The organism is Tianweitania sp., assembly GCF_032053605.1.
In the GTDB taxonomy this organism is placed as follows: Bacteria; Pseudomonadota; Alphaproteobacteria; order Rhizobiales; family Rhizobiaceae; genus Tianweitania.
The window spans coordinates 36058-55007 of the sequence record NZ_DAMBUH010000017.1; the positions used below are offsets into that span (position 1 = coordinate 36058).

An 18950-nucleotide genomic window follows, 5' to 3' on the forward strand; every position below is an offset into this window, starting at 1 on the left:
CATTGGCTGACGAGAACAACGCGGAACTGGTCTTTGTGCCTCTTGGAGGCGTCGGCGAAATCGGCATGAACTTCGCGCTTTATGGCTTTGGACCGCCGAATGCGCGCGAATGGATCGTCATCGATGTCGGCGTGACCTTTCCTGGTCCGGACTTGCCCGGTGTCGATCTCGTTCTGCCCGATATACGCTTCATCGAGGAGCGGCTTGACGACCTGCGCGGCATTATCATTACGCATGCGCATGAAGATCACTACGGTGCACTGCTTGATCTTTGGCCGCGCTTGAAAGCGCCGGTCTGGATGACGCCGTTCAGCGCCGGTTTGCTGGAAGCCAAGCGCGCGGCCGAAGCCAAGTCGCTGAAGGTCCCGGTGGAGATTTACAAGGCCGGTTCGACCTTCGAGGTTGGCCCGTTCTCGATCGAGGCGATCGGCGTCACGCACTCTATTCCCGAGCCGGTATCGCTCGCGATCACCACTCCGGTCGGCACCGTCATCCACACGGGCGATTGGAAGATCGATCCCGCACCGACCCTGCCGCCGCTGATCGACGAGAACCGCTTCCGCGAACTTGGCCAGAAGGGCGTCGCAGCGCTGATCTGCGATTCGACCAATGCGCTGCGTGAGGGGGAGTCGCCGTCTGAAGAAGCGGTGGGTGAGGGCATTCGCGGCGTCATCGAGAAGGCGCCCGGTCGCGTGGCGATCACGACCTTCTCGTCCAATGTTGGCCGCATCAAGTCGGTTGCGGAAGCAGCGCTTGCGACCGATCGCCAGGTTCTGGTGCTCGGTCGCTCCTTGAAGCGCGTTATCGATGTTGCATCCGACCTCGGCTACCTCGAAGGCCTTCCGCCTTTCATTGGCGAAGAAGACTATGGCTACATTCCCCGCGACAAGGTTGTGATCCTGTGCACCGGCAGCCAGGGTGAGCCGCGGGCTGCTCTCGCCAAGCTTGCACGTGATGAGTTCCGCAACGTCGCGCTCTCGCCGGGTGATATCGTGATCTACTCGTCGCGAACCATTCCCGGCAACGAAAAGCCGATCCTTGAAACCAAGAATCTGTTGATCGAGCAGGGCGTGCGGATTGTCGAAGACAGTGATGCGCTGGTTCACGTCTCCGGGCATCCACGTCGCAGCGAGTTGCGCCGGATGTATGAATGGGTAAAGCCGCAGATCGCGGTCCCCGTGCATGGCGAGGCTGCCCACCTCATGGGCCATGCGCAATTGGCCCGTGACTGCGGCGTGACCGATGTTCCGAAAGTTCGCAATGGTGACATGGTTCGTCTGGCGCCCGGTCCGTCGAAGATCATCGACCAGGTTCCGATTGGTCGTGTGCTGAAAGACGGTCGGTTGATCGGCGACGAAGTCGCGACAGGCGTGCGCGATCGCCGTAAGCTTTCCTTCGCCGGCCATGTGGCCGTGAATGTCGTGCTTGATGATCGTTATGAACTGGCTGGCGATCCGGATCTCGTGGCGATCGGTCTGCCTGAGTCCAATGGTCGTGGTGACGAGTTCGAGGAAGTTCTGCTCGATGCCGCGATTGGCGCTTTCGACAGCATCCCACGTCAGCGTCGCAAGGACTTGGACCTGGTTTCGGAAGCCGTGCGTCGCGCGGTCCGTTCTTCCGCCAACGAAGTATGGGGCAAGAAACCGATTGTGACGGTCTTCGTCACACGCTGAGGGCCGCCAAGGGAGGACAGGATGCTCGGACGTCTCAATCATGTCGCTATAGCTGTGCCGGATCTTGACGCGGCGTCGGCAGTCTATCGCAACACGCTGGGCGCCAAGGTGACCGAGCCTCACGCTCTCCCTGAGCACGGCGTCACGGTTGTCTTCATCGACGTCGGCAATACGAAGATCGAGCTTCTTGAACCCTTGGGTGAGAACTCTTCGATCGCCGGATTTCTACAAAAGAATCCCGCAGGCGGCATGCATCATGTTTGCTATGAAGTTGCCGACATCATCGCAGCGCGCGATCAGCTAAAAGCGTCAGGTATGCGGATCCTCGGCGACGGGGAGCCGAAGACTGGTGCTCATGGGAAGCCAGTCCTGTTCCTGCATCCCAAGGATTTCCAAGGCACGCTGGTCGAGCTTGAACAGATTTAAGGAAAGATCCTGATGAGCTGGATCTCGTTTGTCGCAATCTACTTCGTGGTGTGGTGGCTGACCCTGTTTGCCGTACTGCCTTTTGGCGTGCGCACCCAAGATGACGATAATGCGGTGACTTTGGGCACGCCAGCCAGTGCGCCGCGTGGGCCGCATATGTTGAGGGCCATTATTGGCACGACGCTCGTCGCATCCATCATCGTCGGCGGCTTCTATTGGCTAACGCACGGTCTGGGCTATAGCTTTGACGATATCCCGTTGATGGTTCCCCAGAACCTCGCCCGCTAACCTTCTGACATCATTATAGGCAAAAAAAAATGCAGGGCATTGAGCCCTGCATCCAAGATACGCGTCCGATCATTTCCGTATTCCGGCGGCTGCGAGTGACCGCGCCTAGATCGCATCCTCCCAAGACTTGACCGCGTTCGGAGAATGAAATGTTTTTCTTCATTCCCGCTGTTGTACGATTGACCTTAACTGTCTGACATAAAGTTGTCACGAAGAATCTTACACGAACGCCTACAGCTTGTGCTGCATTGCACAAAAACTGCGCAGCTGGCTTCAAGCTTTCCGCTTTGAACCGCAGGGCCTTGCTCGGGTTTCCAAGCTGCCATGAAATGGCTATGAAGCGAGCCGAGTTACAGCCCATACGTGCCGATTCCGGCCGCACCTATTTCACGGATTTCACCATGCGTCTGTCGCGCTACTTCCTTCCCATCCTTAAGGAAACGCCGCGCGAGGCGGAGATCGTGTCGCATCGCTTGATGCTGCGCGCCGGCATGATCCGCCAGCAAGGGCAGGGCAGTTTCACCTGGCTGCCGCTCGGCAAGCGCGTGCTGGACAAGGTCTGCGCCATCATCCGCGAAGAACAGAACCGTGCCGGCGCTCTGGAAATCATGATGCCGACGGTCCAGTCGGCTGACCTTTGGCGCGAAAGCGGTCGCTACGATGCCTACGGCAAGGAAATGCTGCGCATCAAGGATCGCCACGACCGCGACATGCTTTACGGGCCGACCAATGAGGAAATGGTCACCGACATCTTCCGGTCCTATGTCCGTTCCTACAAGGACCTGCCGCTCAACCTCTACCATATTCAGTGGAAGTATCGCGACGAGGTGCGGCCGCGCTTCGGCGTCATGCGCTCGCGCGAATTTCTGATGAAGGACGCTTACTCCTTCGACATGGATTTCGAGAGCGCGAAGGCCGCCTATTACCGGATGTTCGTTGCCTATCTGCGCACCTTCTCCCGGGTTGGCATGAAGGCGATTCCAATGAAGGCCGATACTGGCCCAATCGGCGGTGATCTCAGCCACGAGTTCATTATCCTGGCGGACACCGGCGAAAGTGGTGTGTTCTGCCATCGGGATTATCTCGGCATGGCCGTCCCCGGCGCCGACACGGACTTCTCGGATGACGCGGCGATCGCAAGTATCGTGCAGGACTGGACGACGCCATATGCCGCGACCGACGAAATGCATGATGAAGAGGCCTGGAATGCCGTGCCCGCTGGCGAGCAGCTGGCCGCTCGCGGCATCGAGGTTGGCCACATCTTCCACTTCGGTCAGAAATATTCAGAGCCGATGGGCGCCAAGGTTCAGGGACCGGACGGCAAGGATCACTTCGTCTCGATGGGTTCCTACGGCATCGGCCCGTCGCGCCTGATCGCGGCGATCATCGAAGCCAGCCACGACGAGAACGGCATCATCTGGCCCGAAGGCGTTGCGCCGTTTGATGTCGTGATCATCAACATGAAGGCTGGCGACTCGGAATGTGACCGCGTTTGCGCCGAGCTGGAAACTGCCCATGAAGCGGCTGGGTTCGACGTGCTTGTTGACGACACTGATCAGCGCGCCGGCGGAAAGTTCGCGACGGCCGATCTCATCGGCATTCCCCGGCAGGTCATCGTTGGACCGCGCGGCGTGGCTGAAGGCACCGTTGAGGTAAAGCGTCGTGCGACAGGCGAACGCGACGTGAAGACGATTGCTGAATTGAAAGCGTCCCTGGAGACAAAGGCTTGAGCAAGCAACCCGCGCCGGCAGCCAACCCTTTGCCGGCTGGTGCCGGACCCTTTTCGGTGTTCGAGCGCATGGTCGCCTGGCGCTATCTGCGTGCCCGGCGCAAGGAAGCCTTCATCTCGGTGATCGCTTCCTTCTCCTTTGCCGGCATCATGCTGGGCGTTGCGACGCTGATCATCGTCATGGCGGTGATGAATGGCTTTCGCACGGAGTTGATGAGCCGCATCCTTGGCGTCAACGGCCACCTCATCATGCAGCCGATCGATCGCCCGCTGGATGATTATTCAGAGGTCGCCCGCCGGATCGAGGGCGTCGGCGGCGTAAAATACGCGCTGCCTCTGGTCGAGGGCCAGGTGCTGGCTTCCGGCAAGGTGGGTGCCGGCACCGGCGCGCTGGTGCGCGGCATTCGCGGCGAAGATCTCGCAAAGGTTCAGCTTGTCGCCAGCAACATCAAGCAGGGTACGCTGGAAGGTTTTGACACCGGGGAAGGTATCGCTATCGGCACCCGCATGGCAGAGAGCCTGGGCGTCAGTCTGGGTGATGGGCTGCAGCTGATTTCGCCTGAAGGTGACGTGACGCCCTTCGGCGTGACAGCGCGCCAGAAGACCTATCCGATCAAGGCCATCTTCGAGGTCGGCATGTCGGAATACGATGCGTCCATCATCTTCATGCCCCTGTCGGAAGCGCAGCTCTACTTCAATGTCGAGGGTCTGGCGCAGACCATCGAGATCTATGTCGACAATCCCGACAATGTCGATGCACTGAAAGTGCCGATCGAGGATGCCGCACAGCGTCAGCTCGTGCTGACCGATTGGCGGCTGCGCAACCAGACCTTCTTCTCGGCACTCGAAGTCGAGCGCAACGTTATGTTCATGATCCTGACGCTGATCGTGCTGGTGGCGGCGCTTAACATCATTTCCGGCCTGATCATGCTGGTGAAGGATAAAGGCCGCGACATCGCGATCCTGCGAACCATGGGTGCCAGCCGCGGCGCTGTGATGCGCATCTTCCTGATGACGGGCTCGGCAATCGGCGTGACCGGTACAATCGCCGGCGTCATCCTCGGCGTCGTGGTTTGCCTCAACGTGGAGCGTATCCGCGCCTTCTTCTCTTGGCTTTCGGGAACGACCTTATTCAACCCCGAGCTTTACTTCCTGTCGCAGCTGCCGGCTGAGATGAACATGCGTGAGACCGTTTCGGTGGTCGCCATGGCGCTTGTTCTGTCTTTCTTGGCAACGCTGTTCCCGGCTTGGCGCGCTGCTCGGCTCGACCCGGTCGAGGCCCTGAGGTACGAATAATGGCTGCTGAAGTCGTACTCGCGCTCAAGCGCGTCGAGCGTCATTACGTACAGGGCGAAAAGAAGCTTACCATCCTCAACGGTGCGGAGTTCGTGCTCCATCGCGGTGAGATGGTCGCGCTCGTGGCGCCCTCTGGAACGGGGAAGTCGACTCTCTTGCATACGGCCGGCTTGCTTGAGCGGCCGGATGCCGGCGAGGTTGTTCTTGCCGGGCGACAGTGCGGTAAGATGAGCGATGAACAGCGCACGGCGATCCGCCGCAACGATGTCGGCTTCGTTTATCAGTTTCACCATCTCCTGCCGGAGTTCTCGGCGCTGGAGAACATCGCCATGCCGCAGCTGATCAAGGGCCTTGCGCCCAAGGAAGCGAAGAACCGCGCTGCGCAGCTGCTGGACTACATGAAGATCGGCAAGCGTGCCCATCACCGCCCGGCCGAGCTGTCGGGCGGCGAGCAACAGCGCGTTGCGATCGCCCGCGCCGTCGCCAACGCGCCGCTCGTACTTCTTGCCGATGAGCCGACCGGCAACCTCGATCCCGTCACCGCATCTTATGTCTTCGATGCGATGGAAGCGCTTGTACGACCGTTCACCCTGTCAGGAGGATAGCGGGGGAACGGATGGAGAACACTTGCAAATTGAACAAAAATGGAACAAAAAAGGTACATACTTAGATCAAGGAGCTAAGCCATGACCGAGATGTTCCAGGACGTGTTCTCCCTTGTTTCCATCAGTGCCTTTCTCGTGGGCGCTGCCTTCTGGATCGGCGCCATCTGAGGCGACGTTCGCGAAGACTTCGATGAAGGCCGACTTCAGGGCTTCATCCAGATCAGCCATCGTGACCGGCAGCCCGAGATCCACAAGGCTGGTCACGCCATAGCCGCTGATCCCGCAGGGCACGATGCCGGAGAAGTGGCCGAGTTCCGGTTCGACATTGATGGCAACGCCGTGAAAGCTCACCCAGCGGCGTAGCCGTATCCCGATCGCCGCGATCTTGTCTTCGGCAGGCGAGCCATCCGCCAGCGGCGGCCGATCCGGACGCACCACCCAAACACCGACGCGATCGTCTCGGCGTTCTCCGCGAATGTTGAACCGGTCGAGCGTCCCAATGATCCAGGCCTCCAGCGCAGCAACAAAGGCACGCACATCCTCGCGACGGCGCTTGAGGTCGAGCATCACGTAAGCGACGCGCTGACCCGGCCCATGATAGGTATATTCGCCCCCCCGTCCGGCTTGGAATACGGGAAAGCGGTCGGGTTGGAGAAGGTCCGTCGACACCGCGCTTGTACCGGCGGTGTAAAGGGGCGGGTGCTCCACAAGCCAGATCATCTCGCCAGCGCGTCCCTCCCGAATCGCAGCCGCGCGCTCTTCCATGACCGCCAGAGCATCAGGGTAGGAGGTCAGGCCGGGCTCGACGCGCCATTCCACTGCGGGTGAACCCAGCTGCGGCAGGAAGGCGGTGTCAAGTTGATCACGCGTGGACATTGAGGCAGGCTTCCGGGAGCTTGGTTTGACGACGGACAGCGGCAACGATCCATGCGCTGATCGCCCCGCTTCATATAGACCTTCGCTAGGCAACCTGCATCCTTGTGAAAAAGTGTTCGAACGCGATTATTCCGCGGTTTCGGACTTGTGCCCCCCAAACCCATTTGCTAGATGCCCGGAGCCGGTCAACGACCGGATCTACCACGTGCGGTCGTGGCGGAATTGGTAGACGCGCAGCGTTGAGGTCGCTGTGCCGCAAGGCGTGGAAGTTCGAGTCTTCTCGACCGCACCATTCGCTCCAAGAGCGATCCCAAACATTAAAGGCTGTATCCAAATACAGGGGTTTGGGGATTCGCTGAGGTGGGGCAGGTCGCCATCCCCCGTTAATTTCATCTTTACGCGATCTTTAAGCATCCGGCTGTTTCTTCCGCGCATGACGAAGAAACCTCTGTATGCCTGTTTGCTGATGACGGCCATTGCGGGATGCGCCAGTGCGCCGGGCAACATCAACAATGCCTGCGCTGTGTTCAACCATCGCGACGGTTTCTTCGATGATTGGCATGCTGCGGCCAAGCGTACGGAGCGCGCTTACGGCATTCCAGTATCGATCCTGATGGCGACCCTGCGTCGCGAGTCGGGTTTCCAAAGCGACGCGCGGCCACCGCGCACAAAGCTGCTTGGCTTGATCCCATGGTCGCGCCCATCCAGCGCCTATGGCTATTCGCAAGCCCTGGACGGGACGTGGCGGCAGTATCGTCTGGAAACCGGCCGATCCCTAGCGCGCCGGAACAGCTTTGCCGATGCCGTGGATTTCGTCGGCTGGTACCATGCCCGCACCGTCGCTACGAAGGGCGTTGCGCCAAACGACGCGTATAATCTTTATCTTGCTTATTACCTCGGCTGGTCGGGCTTCGATAATGGCGCCACGCGCGACAACAAGGCCGTTCAGCGCTATGCACGCGAGATGGCGTCGATGGCCAAGCGCTATGAAGTGCAACTTGCGTCATGCCGTGGCCTTTAGCCCGCTGAGGCGGTTCTTTATCGCCTGAGCCGCATTTCGTTTTGCCTCCTTCACGATAAGGAGTTATGGCTCGCGAAGCGGGCGTCCAGCCGGCTTCCCCTATCATCAAACGGCTTTTGGAGGCGCTCTTGGACGACTTGCACGGCGTCGACAAAGATCAACGCAACGCCTCTCCCGAGGCGGACATTTATAACGAAGGTGGTGCGATCCGCGCCAGCTTCCTGCAGACGATCAGCGATGCGCTCGATCGGCGCGATGCTGCCGCTCTGAAGAGGGAGATCGAGGATCTTCACCAATCGGAAATGGGCGACCTGATCGAGGCTCTGCAGCCTGATCAGCGCAGCGATCTGGTGACGTTGCTCGGTGCCGATTTCGACTTTACGGCGCTGACCGAGGTCGACGACAATATTCGCGCCGAGATCGTCGACGCGATGCCGAACGAGCAGATCGCCCAAGCGGTCCAGGAACTCGATTCGGACGATGCCGTCTACATTCTGGAAGATCTGGACGAAGAGGATCAGGAAGCGATCCTTGCCCAGCTTCCGTTCACGGAACGCGTCCGTCTGCGGCGCTCGCTCGATTATCCGGAAGAAACCGCCGGACGCCGTATGCAAACGGAGTTCGTGGCCGTGCCGGCGTTCTGGAGCGTCGGCCAGACCATCGATTACATGCGTGAAGACGGCAATCTGCCGGAGCGCTTCAGCCAGATTTTCGTGATCGATCCGACCTTCAAACTGCTCGGCGCTGTGGATCTCGATCAGGTGCTGCGTTCCAAGCGCGGCGTACGGATCGAAGAGGTCATGCATGAAACCCGCCATGCCATTCCGGCCACGATGGACCAGGAAGAGGCCGCCCGCGAATTCGAGCAGTACGATCTCCTGTCGGCGGCCGTCGTGGACGAGAACGAACGCCTCGTTGGCGTGCTGACCATCGATGACGTCGTCGACGTGATCCAGCAGGAGGCCGAGGAAGACCTTCTGCGCATGGGTGGCGTCGGCGATGAAGAACTATCCGATTCGGTGCGTGACACGTCGCGCTCGCGCGTTCCATGGCTCTTGGTGAACCTCGTGACCGCGTTCCTGGCGGCATCGGTCATCAACCTGTTCGAAGGTACGATCGAGCAGATCGTGGCGCTTGCGGTGCTGATGCCGATCGTCGCCGGCATGGGCGGCAATGCCGCTTCGCAGACGATGACGGTGACCGTGCGCGCGCTCGCGACGCGTGACCTCGATATCTACAATGCCGGCCGCATCATCCGACGTGAGATGGGCGTCGGCCTGATCAACGGCGTCTTGTTTGCGGTGCTGATCGGCTGCGTTGCCGGCTTCTGGTTCGGGGATATCAACATTGGCGGCGTGATTGCCGCAGCCATGGTCATCAACATGTTTGCGGCAGCCCTTGGCGGGATCCTGATTCCCCTTTTGCTGGACAAGGTGGGTGCCGATCCTGCCGTGTCTTCATCCGTGTTCGTTACGGCAGTGACGGATATCGTCGGCTTCTTCGCGTTCCTTGGTCTGGCAACCTGGTGGTTTGGTCTGGCTTGAACGATCCGCTGGGGCATCGCCTACCGCATTTGACTCTTACGTAAATGCGGTGACAAGGTCGGCTCAAGAAAAGCGGTGAGCCAGCGCTACGTGCGAGAATACTATACGATCACGGAATTGACGCGGGAGTTCGACATCTCCACGCGCACGCTGCGCTTTTATGAAGATGAAGGGCTCATCCACCCCGTGCGACGTGGGCGGACCCGGCTGTTTCGTCCGACCGACCGCCACCTCTTGAAACAGATCCTGCGCGGAAAGCGGCTTGGCTTTTCCATCAACGAAATCCGCGAGATCGTTCAGATGTACAAGGAGCCGCCCGGCGAGGGCGGGCAGCTCAAGCTGATGATCCAGCGCATCGACGAAAAGCGTGATGATCTCCGCCAGAAGCGGCGTGATCTCGAGGAAACCCTGGAAGAACTCGACCACGCCGAAGAAGCCTGCGTCGAGCGCCTTGCCGAACTTGGCGTCAACACCTGAGCGTCAGTGCCGCCGAGCCTGGACAAGGTAGGCGTCGATGACGGTTTCTCCGAGCCATTTCGCCGCCTCCAGACGATGCAGGCCTTCCACCAACACATAACGGTTCTGGTCATGCCTGACCTGGATCGGTGTCTGCATGCCGTTTTGAAGAATGTCCTCGGCCAACAGGCGAACCGTGTCGGGATGCAGCGTCTTGCGCCTGGCGGTTGGGACGTAAACCTGCTCGATCACGATCTTCTGCACCCGAAGCATTGCCTCTTCCTTGCCCGAAAACTCAGTCCTCCTCGACGAAGACTTCGTCCCGCTTCTTGCGCACGGAGGGCAGGAACACCACGACGAGAACCGCAAGCGCTAGCAGAAGCAGGATGGCACTGATCGGGCGTGTCACGAAGACGGATGGCCGCGCGAGATGATCATGGCGCGCCGCAGGTTCTCTTCCAGCAAAGGTCCAAGCACGAAGCCCAGAAGCAGTGGCGCCGGCTCGCAACGCAGCTTGGCCAGCACATAGCCGATCAGACCGAAGAAGGCGACGGCGTAAAGGTCGTAGGCATTGCCGTTGACGCTGTAAACGCCGATCGAGCAGAACGCCATGATGATCGGAAACAGCACGTAGTAGGGCACAGTCAGCAGCTTCACCCAGAGCCCGATCAGCGGCAGGTTCAGGATCACCAGCATCAAATTGCCGATCCACATGGACGCGATGATGCCCCAAAACAATGCGGGTTGCTCGGTCGCGACGTTCGGTCCGGGCACAATGCCCTGGATGATCATCGCGCCGATCATCAGCGCCATAACCGGGTTAGCCGGAATGCCGAGGGTCAGCATCGGAATGAACGACGTCTGCGCGCCGGCATTGTTTGCCGATTCTGGCCCGGCCACGCCCGCTACCGCGCCACGTCCAAACTCTTCCGGGGTCTTCGAAACACGCTTTTCGACCGTATAAGACGCGAAGGCGGCAAGGATCGCTCCACCGCCAGGCAAGATGCCGAGCGCGGACCCAATTGCAGTGCCCCGCAGCATGGGTGCGATCATGGCCTTCAGGTCTTCGCGCGACGGGAACAAGCCGCCGACTTTAGCCATCAGGAGTTCACGGGTTTTTTCGGTTTCCAGATTGCGCAGGATCTCGGCAATGCCGAACACGCCCACTGCGACCGCCACGAAGTTCAACCCGTCGGAATATTCCCGAATGCCGAAGGTGAAGCGAGGTGTGCCGCTATAGATGTCGGTGCCGACCAGACCGAGCAGAAGCCCCAGAACCACCATGCCGAGCGCTTTCACGATGGAGCCATGAGCAAGCGCGATCGACGAAACGAGGCCCACAACCATCAGCGAGAAATATTCCGCTGCACCGAATTGCAGCGCGATCGATGTCAAAGGCGGTGCGAAAAGGGCGACGAGGAAGGTCGAGACCGTTCCAGCAAAGAACGAACCAAGCGCTGCGATTGCTAATGCAGAGCCGGCTTTTCCGCGCCGCGCCATCTGGTAGCCATCGAGTGCTGTGACGGCGGATGAGCTTTCGCCAGGCATGTTGATCAGGATCGCGGTGGTCGAACCGCCATACTGCGCACCGTAATAAATGCCGGCCAGCATGATCAGCGATGAAACCGGTTCGAGCTGGAAGGTGATCGGCAACAGCATGGCGATCGTGGCGGTTGCGCCGATGCCGGGCAGAACGCCGACCAGGGTGCCGAGAAGCACGCCGATCAAGCAGAACAGCAGGTTCCAGGGTGAAGCGGCGGTGGCAAAGCCGAGCGCGAGATTGCTGAACAGTTCCATCAGGTCAGTATCCCAGCCAAGGTCCGAACAAGCGGAACGGCAAACCCAGCGCCTTGATGAACACCAAGGTCGAGAACAGCGTGACTGCTGCGGCAAGCACAACAGCCATCAGCGGACGCATGCGGGTTGAAGCGAAGGCGGCGATCAGTGCGGCCAGGAAAAGGGCAGGGACGAAGCCCAGGCCGCGCACAGTCAGGCCGAAGATGATGGGCGCTGGCAGGATAAGCAGCATGCCGCGCCAGGCAAACGCACCGATCGGTTCGCCTTGAACCCGCGTTGCCTGAACAAGCACGATGCACCCCAGGAAGATCAGGATAAGCGCCAGCACTAGCGGAAAATAGCCGGGGCCCATGCGGAACGTGGTGCCAAGCTCGAGGCCGAAAGCCTGGAAGGCGAACACCGCGCCGATGGCGATGAACAGCGCGCCGGCCGCTCCGTTGGCTGGATCGATGGAAACAGATTTCATGGGCAATCCGGATAAAGGATGCGAGAAAGGGCGGCCTGTTCAGCCGCCCTCGACTGGATCAGTCGGCGTACTGCCCGGCAGCCTCGATCACCGGCTTCCAGCGGGCAATCTCGCCTTCCAACTTGGCCTTCAAGGCCGCAGGCGTGGCGTCAGTGGCCGGCGATGGGATGGTGCCCAGCTCGGCGAAGCGATCGATAACGTTCTTGTCCGCCAAGGCGACCTGCAAGGACTTCGACAAGCGGTCGACCACATCGGCCGGCGTGCCCTTCGGCGCATAAAGGCCGTGCCAGATGGAGACGTCGAAGTTGTTCAGGCCGCCTTCTGCTGCGGTTGGGACGTCCGGCAGAACCTTGAGGCGCTCGGGCGTGGTGACAGCGTAGGCTTTGATCGTGCCGCCCTGGATCTGCTTGGTTGTGTTGGTGGTCTGGTCGCACATGATGTCGACCTGGCCACCGAGCAGATCGGTCATGGCCGGGCCGGTGCCCTTGTACGGGACGGTGACGAGTGAGGTGTCGATGGCGCTCATGAACATCATGCCGCAGAGATGCGAGGCCGCGCCGATGCCGGCATTGGCGACGGTAACGGTGTCCTTGTTGGTCTTGGCGTACTCAACCAAGCTCTTCAAATCGGTCGGCTCGAGGTCCTTGCGAGCCACAAGCGTCATGGGAACTTCTGTCACCAAGCCTATGTAATCAAACGCATTCAGCGTGTCGTAAGAGAGCTTGCGATAGAGCGTGGCGCTGGTTGCCATGCCGATATGGTGCAGCAGAAGCGTATAGCCGTCGGGGTCCGCATCGGCCACGCGACCGGCGCCCAACGTGCCGCCAGCACCACCGACATTCTCGACGATAACCTGCTGGCCAAGGTCTTTCGACATGGCTTCGGCGACCAGGCGGGTCACCGTATCGGTCGGTCCGCCGGCTGCGAAAGGCACGACGACGGTGATGTTGCGATCGGGGAAGGTCTGCGCTTGAACGCTGGCAACAGCGGCGAAAGACAGACCTGCGGCGAGAACTGCCACCAGTTTTTTCACGAAATTCCTCCCGGTTTTACGGGCGGTTCTTCCGATTTCCTCCCGGAATCCCCGCACAATTTCCGTAATCGTTCCCTTTTTTTCCGCTTTTCGCAACCGGTTCCGGTCGTGAAAAGCGGTTCAAGCGGTCCGAAGGAGGATCTTTCCCGTTATCAATTGGTCGTAGACCACGACGCTTCTACTGACCCAACACCACGTTGAAGACTTCGAACGGGGTGGTGACCACGATCGAGGCGGCGGAGGCGACGGTCTGGCCGAGGGCTGAGCCGAAGGTCTCGACCCGACCCGCCGGGTTGCCCGCATTGTCGCCACGCATGCTGCCGTCGGAGCGGAGCTGTTCGCCCAGCATCTGGATCAGCAGCGGATTGTCGGCGAACTTGGCGTGGTTCAATCGATCGGCCGAATGCACTTCGGTGAGATCGGCAACCGTGACGCCGAGCTTGGCAAGCGCGGCATCGTCATCATAGCCACCGACGCGGGGTCGGTTGCCGGCGATGAGGCCGGAGATACGCAAGGCATTATCGTCGCGCGACAGCAGCAGCAGGAATGGCTTCTTCGGCGTGCCGTAGCGGCGCATCTGCGAGCGGAAAACGTCGATGTCGATATCGGGCGAAGCGAGGATGACGTCGCCGAGCTTGCCGTTGAGGGTGCCGTCATTGGTAATGGCAAGCTGGCGCAGCGCTTCCATCGTCAGCCAGGTGCCCATGGAATGGGCAATGATGTCGATGCGGCTCGCACCGGAGTCCGCCAGAACGCGCAGGGTCTGCTCCAGGCTGTCGCGGGCAACCGTCGCGCTGTTGCTGTCATAGACATAATCGAGCGTGCGGCCGGCGGATGCCCAAGTGAAGAGCACCGGCGTACCGGGATATTTAGCGTCGTGAACGATTTGCGTGGTGCGATAAACCGCTTCGTCGAAACTTGTATTGTAGCCGTGGATAAAGACGAGGGCACGACCGCCCTTCTTCTTGATGTCGGCATCAAGGTCGCGGCGGAAGGGTCCATCCTCCTTGTAAAGCGCGATCTGGGTGGGCGTGAAGAAGCGTGCCGGATCCGGCTTGTTGTTGCGGGAACGCTCAATCATGCCAACCTGATGCACGGCCGGAACGGTGACGTCGATGCGCGCGAAGCTGACTCCATCTTCGGCCCGGGAGCCGCTGTAAACATAGGCGGGATCATCGGACTTGGCGCGGGTGGTCGCGATGAAGATGTCATGATCCGCTTCCACCTGTGGGTTCGATGCGGCATCGGCGACGGGCACCAGAGGAAAGGCGCTTCGTCCAGCACAGGCGCCAAGCGTCAGGCTAAGCAAAGTTACTATACACAGCCGTGACAGGGAGGCGGTGGTCGGCATGGTCATTGTCAGCGTCCCCAGAAGCCCGGCGTAAAGATCACCAGCACGGCCAGAATTTCCAATCGCCCAAGCAGCATGGCGAAGCACAGCACCCATTTGGCAGAATCGGGCACGCCCGAATAGTTGCCGGCAGGGCCGATGGCCTCGCCGAGACCTGGACCGACATTGGTCAACGAGCCGAGCGCACCGCTCAGCGAAGTCATGAGATCCAGGCCAGTAGCCGCAAGCAGGATGGTCGTTATCAGCCAGATCATCATGAAGGCGGAGATGAACAGCACGACGGCGCGCTGCATGGCCTCTTCGACAGGCCGGTCGCCGTACCGAACGGGAAGAACCATGTTCGGATAGATCAGGCGCTTCAAGCCGTTCACCAGCAGCTCATACAGGATCAGGAAGCGATAGGCCTTGATGCCGCCGGCTGTCGAGCCCGAGCAGCCGCCGAGAAAGGTGGCGATAAAGGCGCAGGCGACGGCGAACGGACCCCATTGCGAATAATCCACCGACGCAAAGCCGGTCGTCGTGATGATCGACACGAAGTTGAAGGTCGCGTGGGTGATAGCCGCGCCGAAGGGCATGCCGGTTGATACGCGCAGATAGATGGCGACGGCGAGCGCGAACACGATCGTATAGCCGGCGAAAACGCGGATCTGCGGATCGCCGAGCGCCTCGGTGCGCCCGCGCACGGCAAACAGGATGAGGATCGACGAAGGAAGCGCGCCAATGAACATGAAGACGATGGCCGTCCAGAGGATCGTGTAGTTTTCGGCATACATGCCGAACGACACGTCATGGGTCGAAAGCCCGGCGGTCGAGATCGTCGTCATGGCATGGTTCAGCGCGTCGAAGCTGCCCATTCCGCCAGCGGCATAGGCGAAGGCGCAAGCAAGCGTCAGCCCGATATAGATCGCCAGCAACGTGAAGGTGAAGGTCGCCAGCCGCTCGAAAGGCCGGTCCTCGATGTCGGTCGACTCGATGCGGAAATAGGTAATGCCACCGATATTGAGGAAGGGCAGGAGAAACAGGCCGAGCGCGATGACGCCGAGGCCGCCCATCCATTGCAGGAGCGATCGCCACAGGAGAATGCCGGGAGGGGCTTCGTCCAAACCGTTGATGACGGTGCCGCCTGTCGTGGTGATGCCGGACACGGCTTCATACACGGCATCCGAGAAGCTGAGCTCGAGCGACGACATCATGAACGGCACGACGCCGGCCGCAGCCATGGTGAACCACAGCAGATTGACGAGCAGGAAGCCAAAGCGCGGCGACACGATCGGCGGGCGGGCACGGGTCGCCAGCGCCACGCCCATGGATAGACCGCCTGTAAAGAAGGCGGAGAAAACGAAGACCTTCCAGTCTTCGTGACCATAATAAAGATCGACCGCTGCCGGCAGCAGCATCGCCCCGGATAGATACATTCCGAAGATACCGGCAACGTGGAGGGCAGCGCGGACGGCGAGGCTTTGCAATCACATGTCCTAGTGGAGGCGCCGGCCTGGAAAGGGCGAGTGGCGAGAACCCCTCGAATATGCAATAGCGGCCTCCTCGTCCACAGCCGGGTTGCCGTCATGTCCTCGCTCGAAGCCTCTACCGCCTTTGTTGACCGCGTGGCGGAGGCTGCCCACGCCATTCGCGAGATCTTTCCCGAAACACCGTTGCAGGAAAACGACTATCTTTCGCGCAAATACGGGGCGCGGATCTTCCTCAAGCGTGAGGACCTGTCGCCGGTGCGGTCCTACAAGATTCGCGGCGCGCACAACTTCATGCGCCGGTCGCTGCAAGCGGCACCGGACACCAGGAGCTTCGTTTGTGCTTCGGCTGGTAATCACGCGCAGGGCCTGGCATTCGTATGCCGCCATTTCGACAAGCAGGGCGTGATCTTCATGCCGGTGACCACACCGCAGCAGAAGATCGACAAGACAAGGCTGTTCGGCGGCTCCAATGTCGAGATCAAGCTGGTAGGCGACTTCTTCGACGACTGCTATCGCGCGGCCATCGCTTTTGCCTCCGAAACAGGCGCCGTGCTGGTGCCGCCCTTTGATCATCCCGACATCATCGAAGGGCAGGCGACCGTTGCGCTGGAGATCGCGGCGCAGCTGCCGGAGGACGTGACGGTGGATCGCATGATCATTCCGGTGGGCGGTGGTGGTCTCGCGGCCGGCGTTTCCCACTATTTCGGCGATCTCGACTGGGGAACGCGTTTCACCTTCGTGGAGCCGGTTGGCGCGCCCAGCCTGCGCACGAGCCTTGCCACCGGCAAACGCGAAAGACTGCCGCGCGTCGACAGCTTCGTCGATGGTGCGGCGGTGGCGGAAATCGGCGCGGCGCCCTTCGAGCAACTCAGCAAGTTTTCGCCCGATGATGTTCGTTTGATTCCAGAAAACCGCGTTTGCGCGACCATCGTCGAGATGCTGAACGTGGAAGGCGTCGTGCTGGAACCGGCGGGCGCGCTGTCGATCGACGCGCTGAAGGATCTTGCACCGGAAGAGCGCGAAGGAAAGGTGATCGTCGCCATCGTGTCGGGCGGCAACTTCGACTTTGAACGGCTGCCGGACGTCAAGGAGCGTGCGCTCCGCTTCGAAGGCTTGAAGAAGTATTATGTCATCCGCTTCCCGCAGCGGCCGGGCGCCTTGCGCGGCTTCCTCGATCTGCTCGGGCCGGAAGACGACGTGGCGCGCTTCGAATACCTGAAGAAGTCGGCACGCAATTTCGGCTCCGTTCTGATCGGCATCGAGACCATCAGGCCCGAGAACTTCATGCGGTTGGAAGTGAACATGGATGCCGCCGGCTTCCAGTACCAGAACATCACCGACAACGACGCGTTGGCCAGCCTGATCATCTAAGGCATTGCCTGTCGGACAATGAAGCCTTGCGTTTGCGGCTGAACGGGCCCATATGCGGGGCGTAGGCGCATGGGCTGGCATTGACCGGCTTTCTCGATCTGAGACTGGTTGCGTCGTCCTGCCTGATCCGGGCTGTTCCGGTGAGGGTTGAGCGTTCCCCTCGAGGGAACACGACAGCGCAACCGAGTGGAGCTTAGGACTCCGCCGCCACGTCGTTCACATCATGTATTTTGTCGCGGGGCTGCGCCCGACGGCACATCGCGGCATGTTGACCGCGCGAAAGATTAGTTTGTCCGATACTCCTGTTTCCACACCGACCACTTCTACCCCGACCATGGCCGACCTCGGCATCACTGGTGCCCTGCTTCAGTCCACGGCCAAGGCCGGCTTCGTAAACCCGAAGCCGATCCAGGTTGTCGCCATCCCGCCGCATCTGGAAGGCCGCGACATCGTTGCCATCGCCCAGACCGGTTCGGGTAAGACGGCTGCCTTCACCCTGCCGATCCTCACCAAAATCATGGCGCTGGGGGCCAAGCGCATTCCGAAGACCGCGCATGCGCTGATCCTTGCGCCGACCCGCGAGCTGGCGGTGCAGATCGAAGAAACCATCAAGGCCGTCACCAAGGGCATGCACATTTCGACGGCGCTGGTTCTGGGCGGTGTTTCCCGCTTCAGCCAGGTCAAGAAGCTGCAGCCGGGTGTCGACGTTCTGATCGCAACGCCGGGCCGTCTGGTTGATCTCGTTCGTGAAGGCGACGTGAAGCTCGCCGAAACGCGCTGGCTCGTGCTGGACGAAGCCGACCGCATGCTCGACATGGGCTTCATCAATGATGTGAAGAAGCTCGCCCGCGCCACGCATCCGAAGCGCCAGACCGCGCTTTATTCCGCGACCATGCCGCAGGAAATCGCGTCGCTGGCCGATACGCTGTTGAACGATCCGATCCGCGTCGAAGTCGCGCCGCAGGGCACGACGGCCAAGGAGATCGTGCAGAGCGTGCACATTGTGCCGCTGAAGCAGAAGCGCGTTTTCCTGTCGAAGCTGCTGGCCGATGAAGCCATGAAGCAGGTGATCGTGTTCTCGCGCACCAAGCATGGTGCGGATCGCGTGACCCGCGACCTCGAGCGCGATGGGTTCAATGCGGCCGTGATCCACGGCAACAAGTCGCAGAATGCACGCCAGAAGGCTCTCAACGGTTTCCGCGACGGCTCTGTGCGCATTCTGGTTGCGACCGATATCGCGGCGCGCGGCATCGACGTGCCGGGCATCAGCCATGTCGTGAACTTCGACCTGCCGGATGAAGCGGAAAGCTATGTGCACCGCATCGGCCGCACCGGTCGTAACGGCGCCGATGGCGTCGCGATCACGCTGTGCGATCCAGCCGAAGCTGCCAAGCTGCGCGCCGTGGAAAAGGTGACCCGCACCAAGCTGACGATCGCCAGCGATCTGTCGGGCGGTGTGGATCTGGATGCACAGGCAGCCATGCCGCAGCCGGCGCGCAACCAGCGTCCGAACAATCGTCCGCAGCCAAATCGCGGTGGGCATCGCGGT

The 18950-nt window shown here is 60.6% G+C and carries 16 protein-coding genes, 1 tRNA gene and 2 pseudogenes; 12 read left to right on the forward strand and 7 right to left on the reverse strand.

Features of this window, described 5'->3' with window-relative positions; translation table 11 throughout:
• Window positions 1-2 precede the first annotated feature (2 nt).
• The 6 genes and pseudogenes from RTX98_RS06410 to RTX98_RS06435 all read left to right on the forward strand — a co-directional run.
• Complete coding sequence (locus RTX98_RS06410) at window positions 3-1673, forward strand: ribonuclease J (protein WP_312795405.1); 1671 nt, start codon at window positions 3-5, stop codon at window positions 1671-1673.
• A 21-nt stretch (window positions 1674-1694) separates the two neighbouring features.
• Complete coding sequence (gene mce, locus RTX98_RS06415) at window positions 1695-2099, forward strand: methylmalonyl-CoA epimerase (protein WP_312795408.1); 405 nt, start codon at window positions 1695-1697, stop codon at window positions 2097-2099.
• 12 nt (window positions 2100-2111) lie between these two features.
• Window positions 2112-2387 (forward strand): DUF1467 family protein, encoded by a 276-nt coding sequence (locus tag RTX98_RS06420; protein ID WP_312795409.1) that lies wholly within the window; start codon window positions 2112-2114, stop codon window positions 2385-2387.
• A gap of 401 nt (window positions 2388-2788) precedes the next feature.
• Complete coding sequence (gene proS, locus RTX98_RS06425) at window positions 2789-4117, forward strand: proline--tRNA ligase (RefSeq protein ID WP_312795420.1); 1329 nt, start codon at window positions 2789-2791, stop codon at window positions 4115-4117.
• Between the two features lie 68 nt (window positions 4118-4185).
• A complete protein-coding gene (locus tag RTX98_RS06430; RefSeq protein ID WP_312795421.1) occupies window positions 4186-5412 on the forward strand; it encodes a lipoprotein-releasing ABC transporter permease subunit in 1227 nt (408 codons plus the stop codon).
• Window positions 5412-5993: pseudogene (locus RTX98_RS06435) on the forward strand (ABC transporter ATP-binding protein); the annotation flags it as partial. The gene RTX98_RS06430 and the pseudogene RTX98_RS06435, both read left to right, overlap by 1 nt.
• 90 nt (window positions 5994-6083) lie before the next feature.
• Here RTX98_RS06435 and lipB read toward each other — a convergent pair.
• Window positions 6084-6893: a lipoyl(octanoyl) transferase LipB gene (gene lipB / locus RTX98_RS06440; protein WP_312795410.1), complete on the reverse strand. Its 810-nt coding sequence runs from the start codon at window positions 6891-6893 to the stop codon at window positions 6084-6086.
• Between the two features lie 207 nt (window positions 6894-7100).
• Between lipB and RTX98_RS06445 the strand changes: the two genes are divergently transcribed.
• The 4 genes from RTX98_RS06445 (at window position 7101) to RTX98_RS06460 (ending at window position 9935) form a co-directional block, all read left to right on the forward strand.
• Window positions 7101-7185, forward strand: a tRNA-Leu gene (locus tag RTX98_RS06445).
• 141 nt (window positions 7186-7326) lie between these two features.
• Entirely contained in the window at window positions 7327-7914 is a 588-nt protein-coding gene (locus RTX98_RS06450) for a hypothetical protein (RefSeq protein WP_312795412.1), read from the forward strand.
• Between the two features lie 128 nt (window positions 7915-8042).
• Complete coding sequence (mgtE, locus tag RTX98_RS06455) at window positions 8043-9458, forward strand: magnesium transporter (protein WP_416223072.1); 1416 nt, start codon at window positions 8043-8045, stop codon at window positions 9456-9458.
• Window positions 9459-9548: 90 nt separating this feature from the next.
• Window positions 9549-9935 (forward strand): MerR family DNA-binding transcriptional regulator, encoded by a 387-nt coding sequence (locus RTX98_RS06460; protein WP_312795423.1) that lies wholly within the window; start codon window positions 9549-9551, stop codon window positions 9933-9935.
• A gap of 3 nt (window positions 9936-9938) precedes the next feature.
• Here the strand turns inward: RTX98_RS06460 and RTX98_RS06465 are convergent, their stop codons facing one another.
• From RTX98_RS06465 to RTX98_RS06490, 6 genes and pseudogenes are all read right to left on the reverse strand, one after another.
• Window positions 9939-10187: a ParB N-terminal domain-containing protein gene (locus RTX98_RS06465; RefSeq protein WP_189501610.1), complete on the reverse strand. Its 249-nt coding sequence runs from the start codon at window positions 10185-10187 to the stop codon at window positions 9939-9941.
• Window positions 10188-10209: 22 nt separating this feature from the next.
• Window positions 10210-11711: pseudogene (locus RTX98_RS06470) on the reverse strand (tripartite tricarboxylate transporter permease).
• Between the two features lie 4 nt (window positions 11712-11715).
• A complete protein-coding gene (locus RTX98_RS06475) occupies window positions 11716-12177 on the reverse strand; it encodes a tripartite tricarboxylate transporter TctB family protein (RefSeq protein WP_312795414.1) in 462 nt (153 codons plus the stop codon).
• Window positions 12178-12235: 58 nt separating this feature from the next.
• A complete protein-coding gene (locus RTX98_RS06480) occupies window positions 12236-13210 on the reverse strand; it encodes a tripartite tricarboxylate transporter substrate-binding protein (protein WP_312795415.1) in 975 nt (324 codons plus the stop codon).
• Between the two features lie 178 nt (window positions 13211-13388).
• The gene (locus RTX98_RS06485) at window positions 13389-14567 is read right to left on the reverse strand and encodes an alpha/beta hydrolase (protein ID WP_312795416.1); all 1179 of its coding nucleotides are present in this window, start codon (window positions 14565-14567) and stop codon (window positions 13389-13391) included.
• A 2-nt stretch (window positions 14568-14569) separates the two neighbouring features.
• Entirely contained in the window at window positions 14570-16027 is a 1458-nt protein-coding gene (locus RTX98_RS06490) for a TrkH family potassium uptake protein (protein WP_312795417.1), read from the reverse strand.
• 99 nt (window positions 16028-16126) lie between these two features.
• On the opposite strand from RTX98_RS06490, the gene ilvA reads away from it, so the two are divergent.
• Window positions 16127-17401, forward strand: coding sequence for a threonine ammonia-lyase IlvA (gene ilvA / locus RTX98_RS06495; protein WP_312795419.1), 1275 nt, complete (start codon window positions 16127-16129; stop codon window positions 17399-17401).
• A gap of 334 nt (window positions 17402-17735) precedes the next feature.
• A partial coding sequence (locus RTX98_RS06500; protein ID WP_312795424.1) for a DEAD/DEAH box helicase occupies window positions 17736-18950 on the forward strand: 1215 nt, incomplete at its 3' end.

What these genes read in the sequence shown, in the direction of transcription:
- mce (WP_312795408.1), top strand. Translation starts at nt 1,695, where the DNA reads ATGCTCGGACGTCTCAATCATGTCGCTATAGCTGTGCCGGATCTTGAC.
- RTX98_RS06485 (WP_312795416.1), bottom strand. Translation starts at nt 14,567, where the DNA reads ATGACCATGCCGACCACCGCCTCCCTGTCACGGCTGTGTATAGTAACT.
- ilvA (WP_312795419.1), top strand. Translation starts at nt 16,127, where the DNA reads ATGTCCTCGCTCGAAGCCTCTACCGCCTTTGTTGACCGCGTGGCGGAG.
- RTX98_RS06430 (WP_312795421.1), top strand. Translation starts at nt 4,186, where the DNA reads ATGGTCGCCTGGCGCTATCTGCGTGCCCGGCGCAAGGAAGCCTTCATC.
- RTX98_RS06475 (WP_312795414.1), bottom strand. Translation starts at nt 12,177, where the DNA reads ATGAAATCTGTTTCCATCGATCCAGCCAACGGAGCGGCCGGCGCGCTG.
- proS (WP_312795420.1), top strand. Translation starts at nt 2,789, where the DNA reads ATGCGTCTGTCGCGCTACTTCCTTCCCATCCTTAAGGAAACGCCGCGC.
- lipB (WP_312795410.1), bottom strand. Translation starts at nt 6,893, where the DNA reads ATGTCCACGCGTGATCAACTTGACACCGCCTTCCTGCCGCAGCTGGGT.
- RTX98_RS06465 (WP_189501610.1), bottom strand. Translation starts at nt 10,187, where the DNA reads ATGCTTCGGGTGCAGAAGATCGTGATCGAGCAGGTTTACGTCCCAACC.
- RTX98_RS06450 (WP_312795412.1), top strand. Translation starts at nt 7,327, where the DNA reads ATGACGAAGAAACCTCTGTATGCCTGTTTGCTGATGACGGCCATTGCG.
- RTX98_RS06420 (WP_312795409.1), top strand. Translation starts at nt 2,112, where the DNA reads ATGAGCTGGATCTCGTTTGTCGCAATCTACTTCGTGGTGTGGTGGCTG.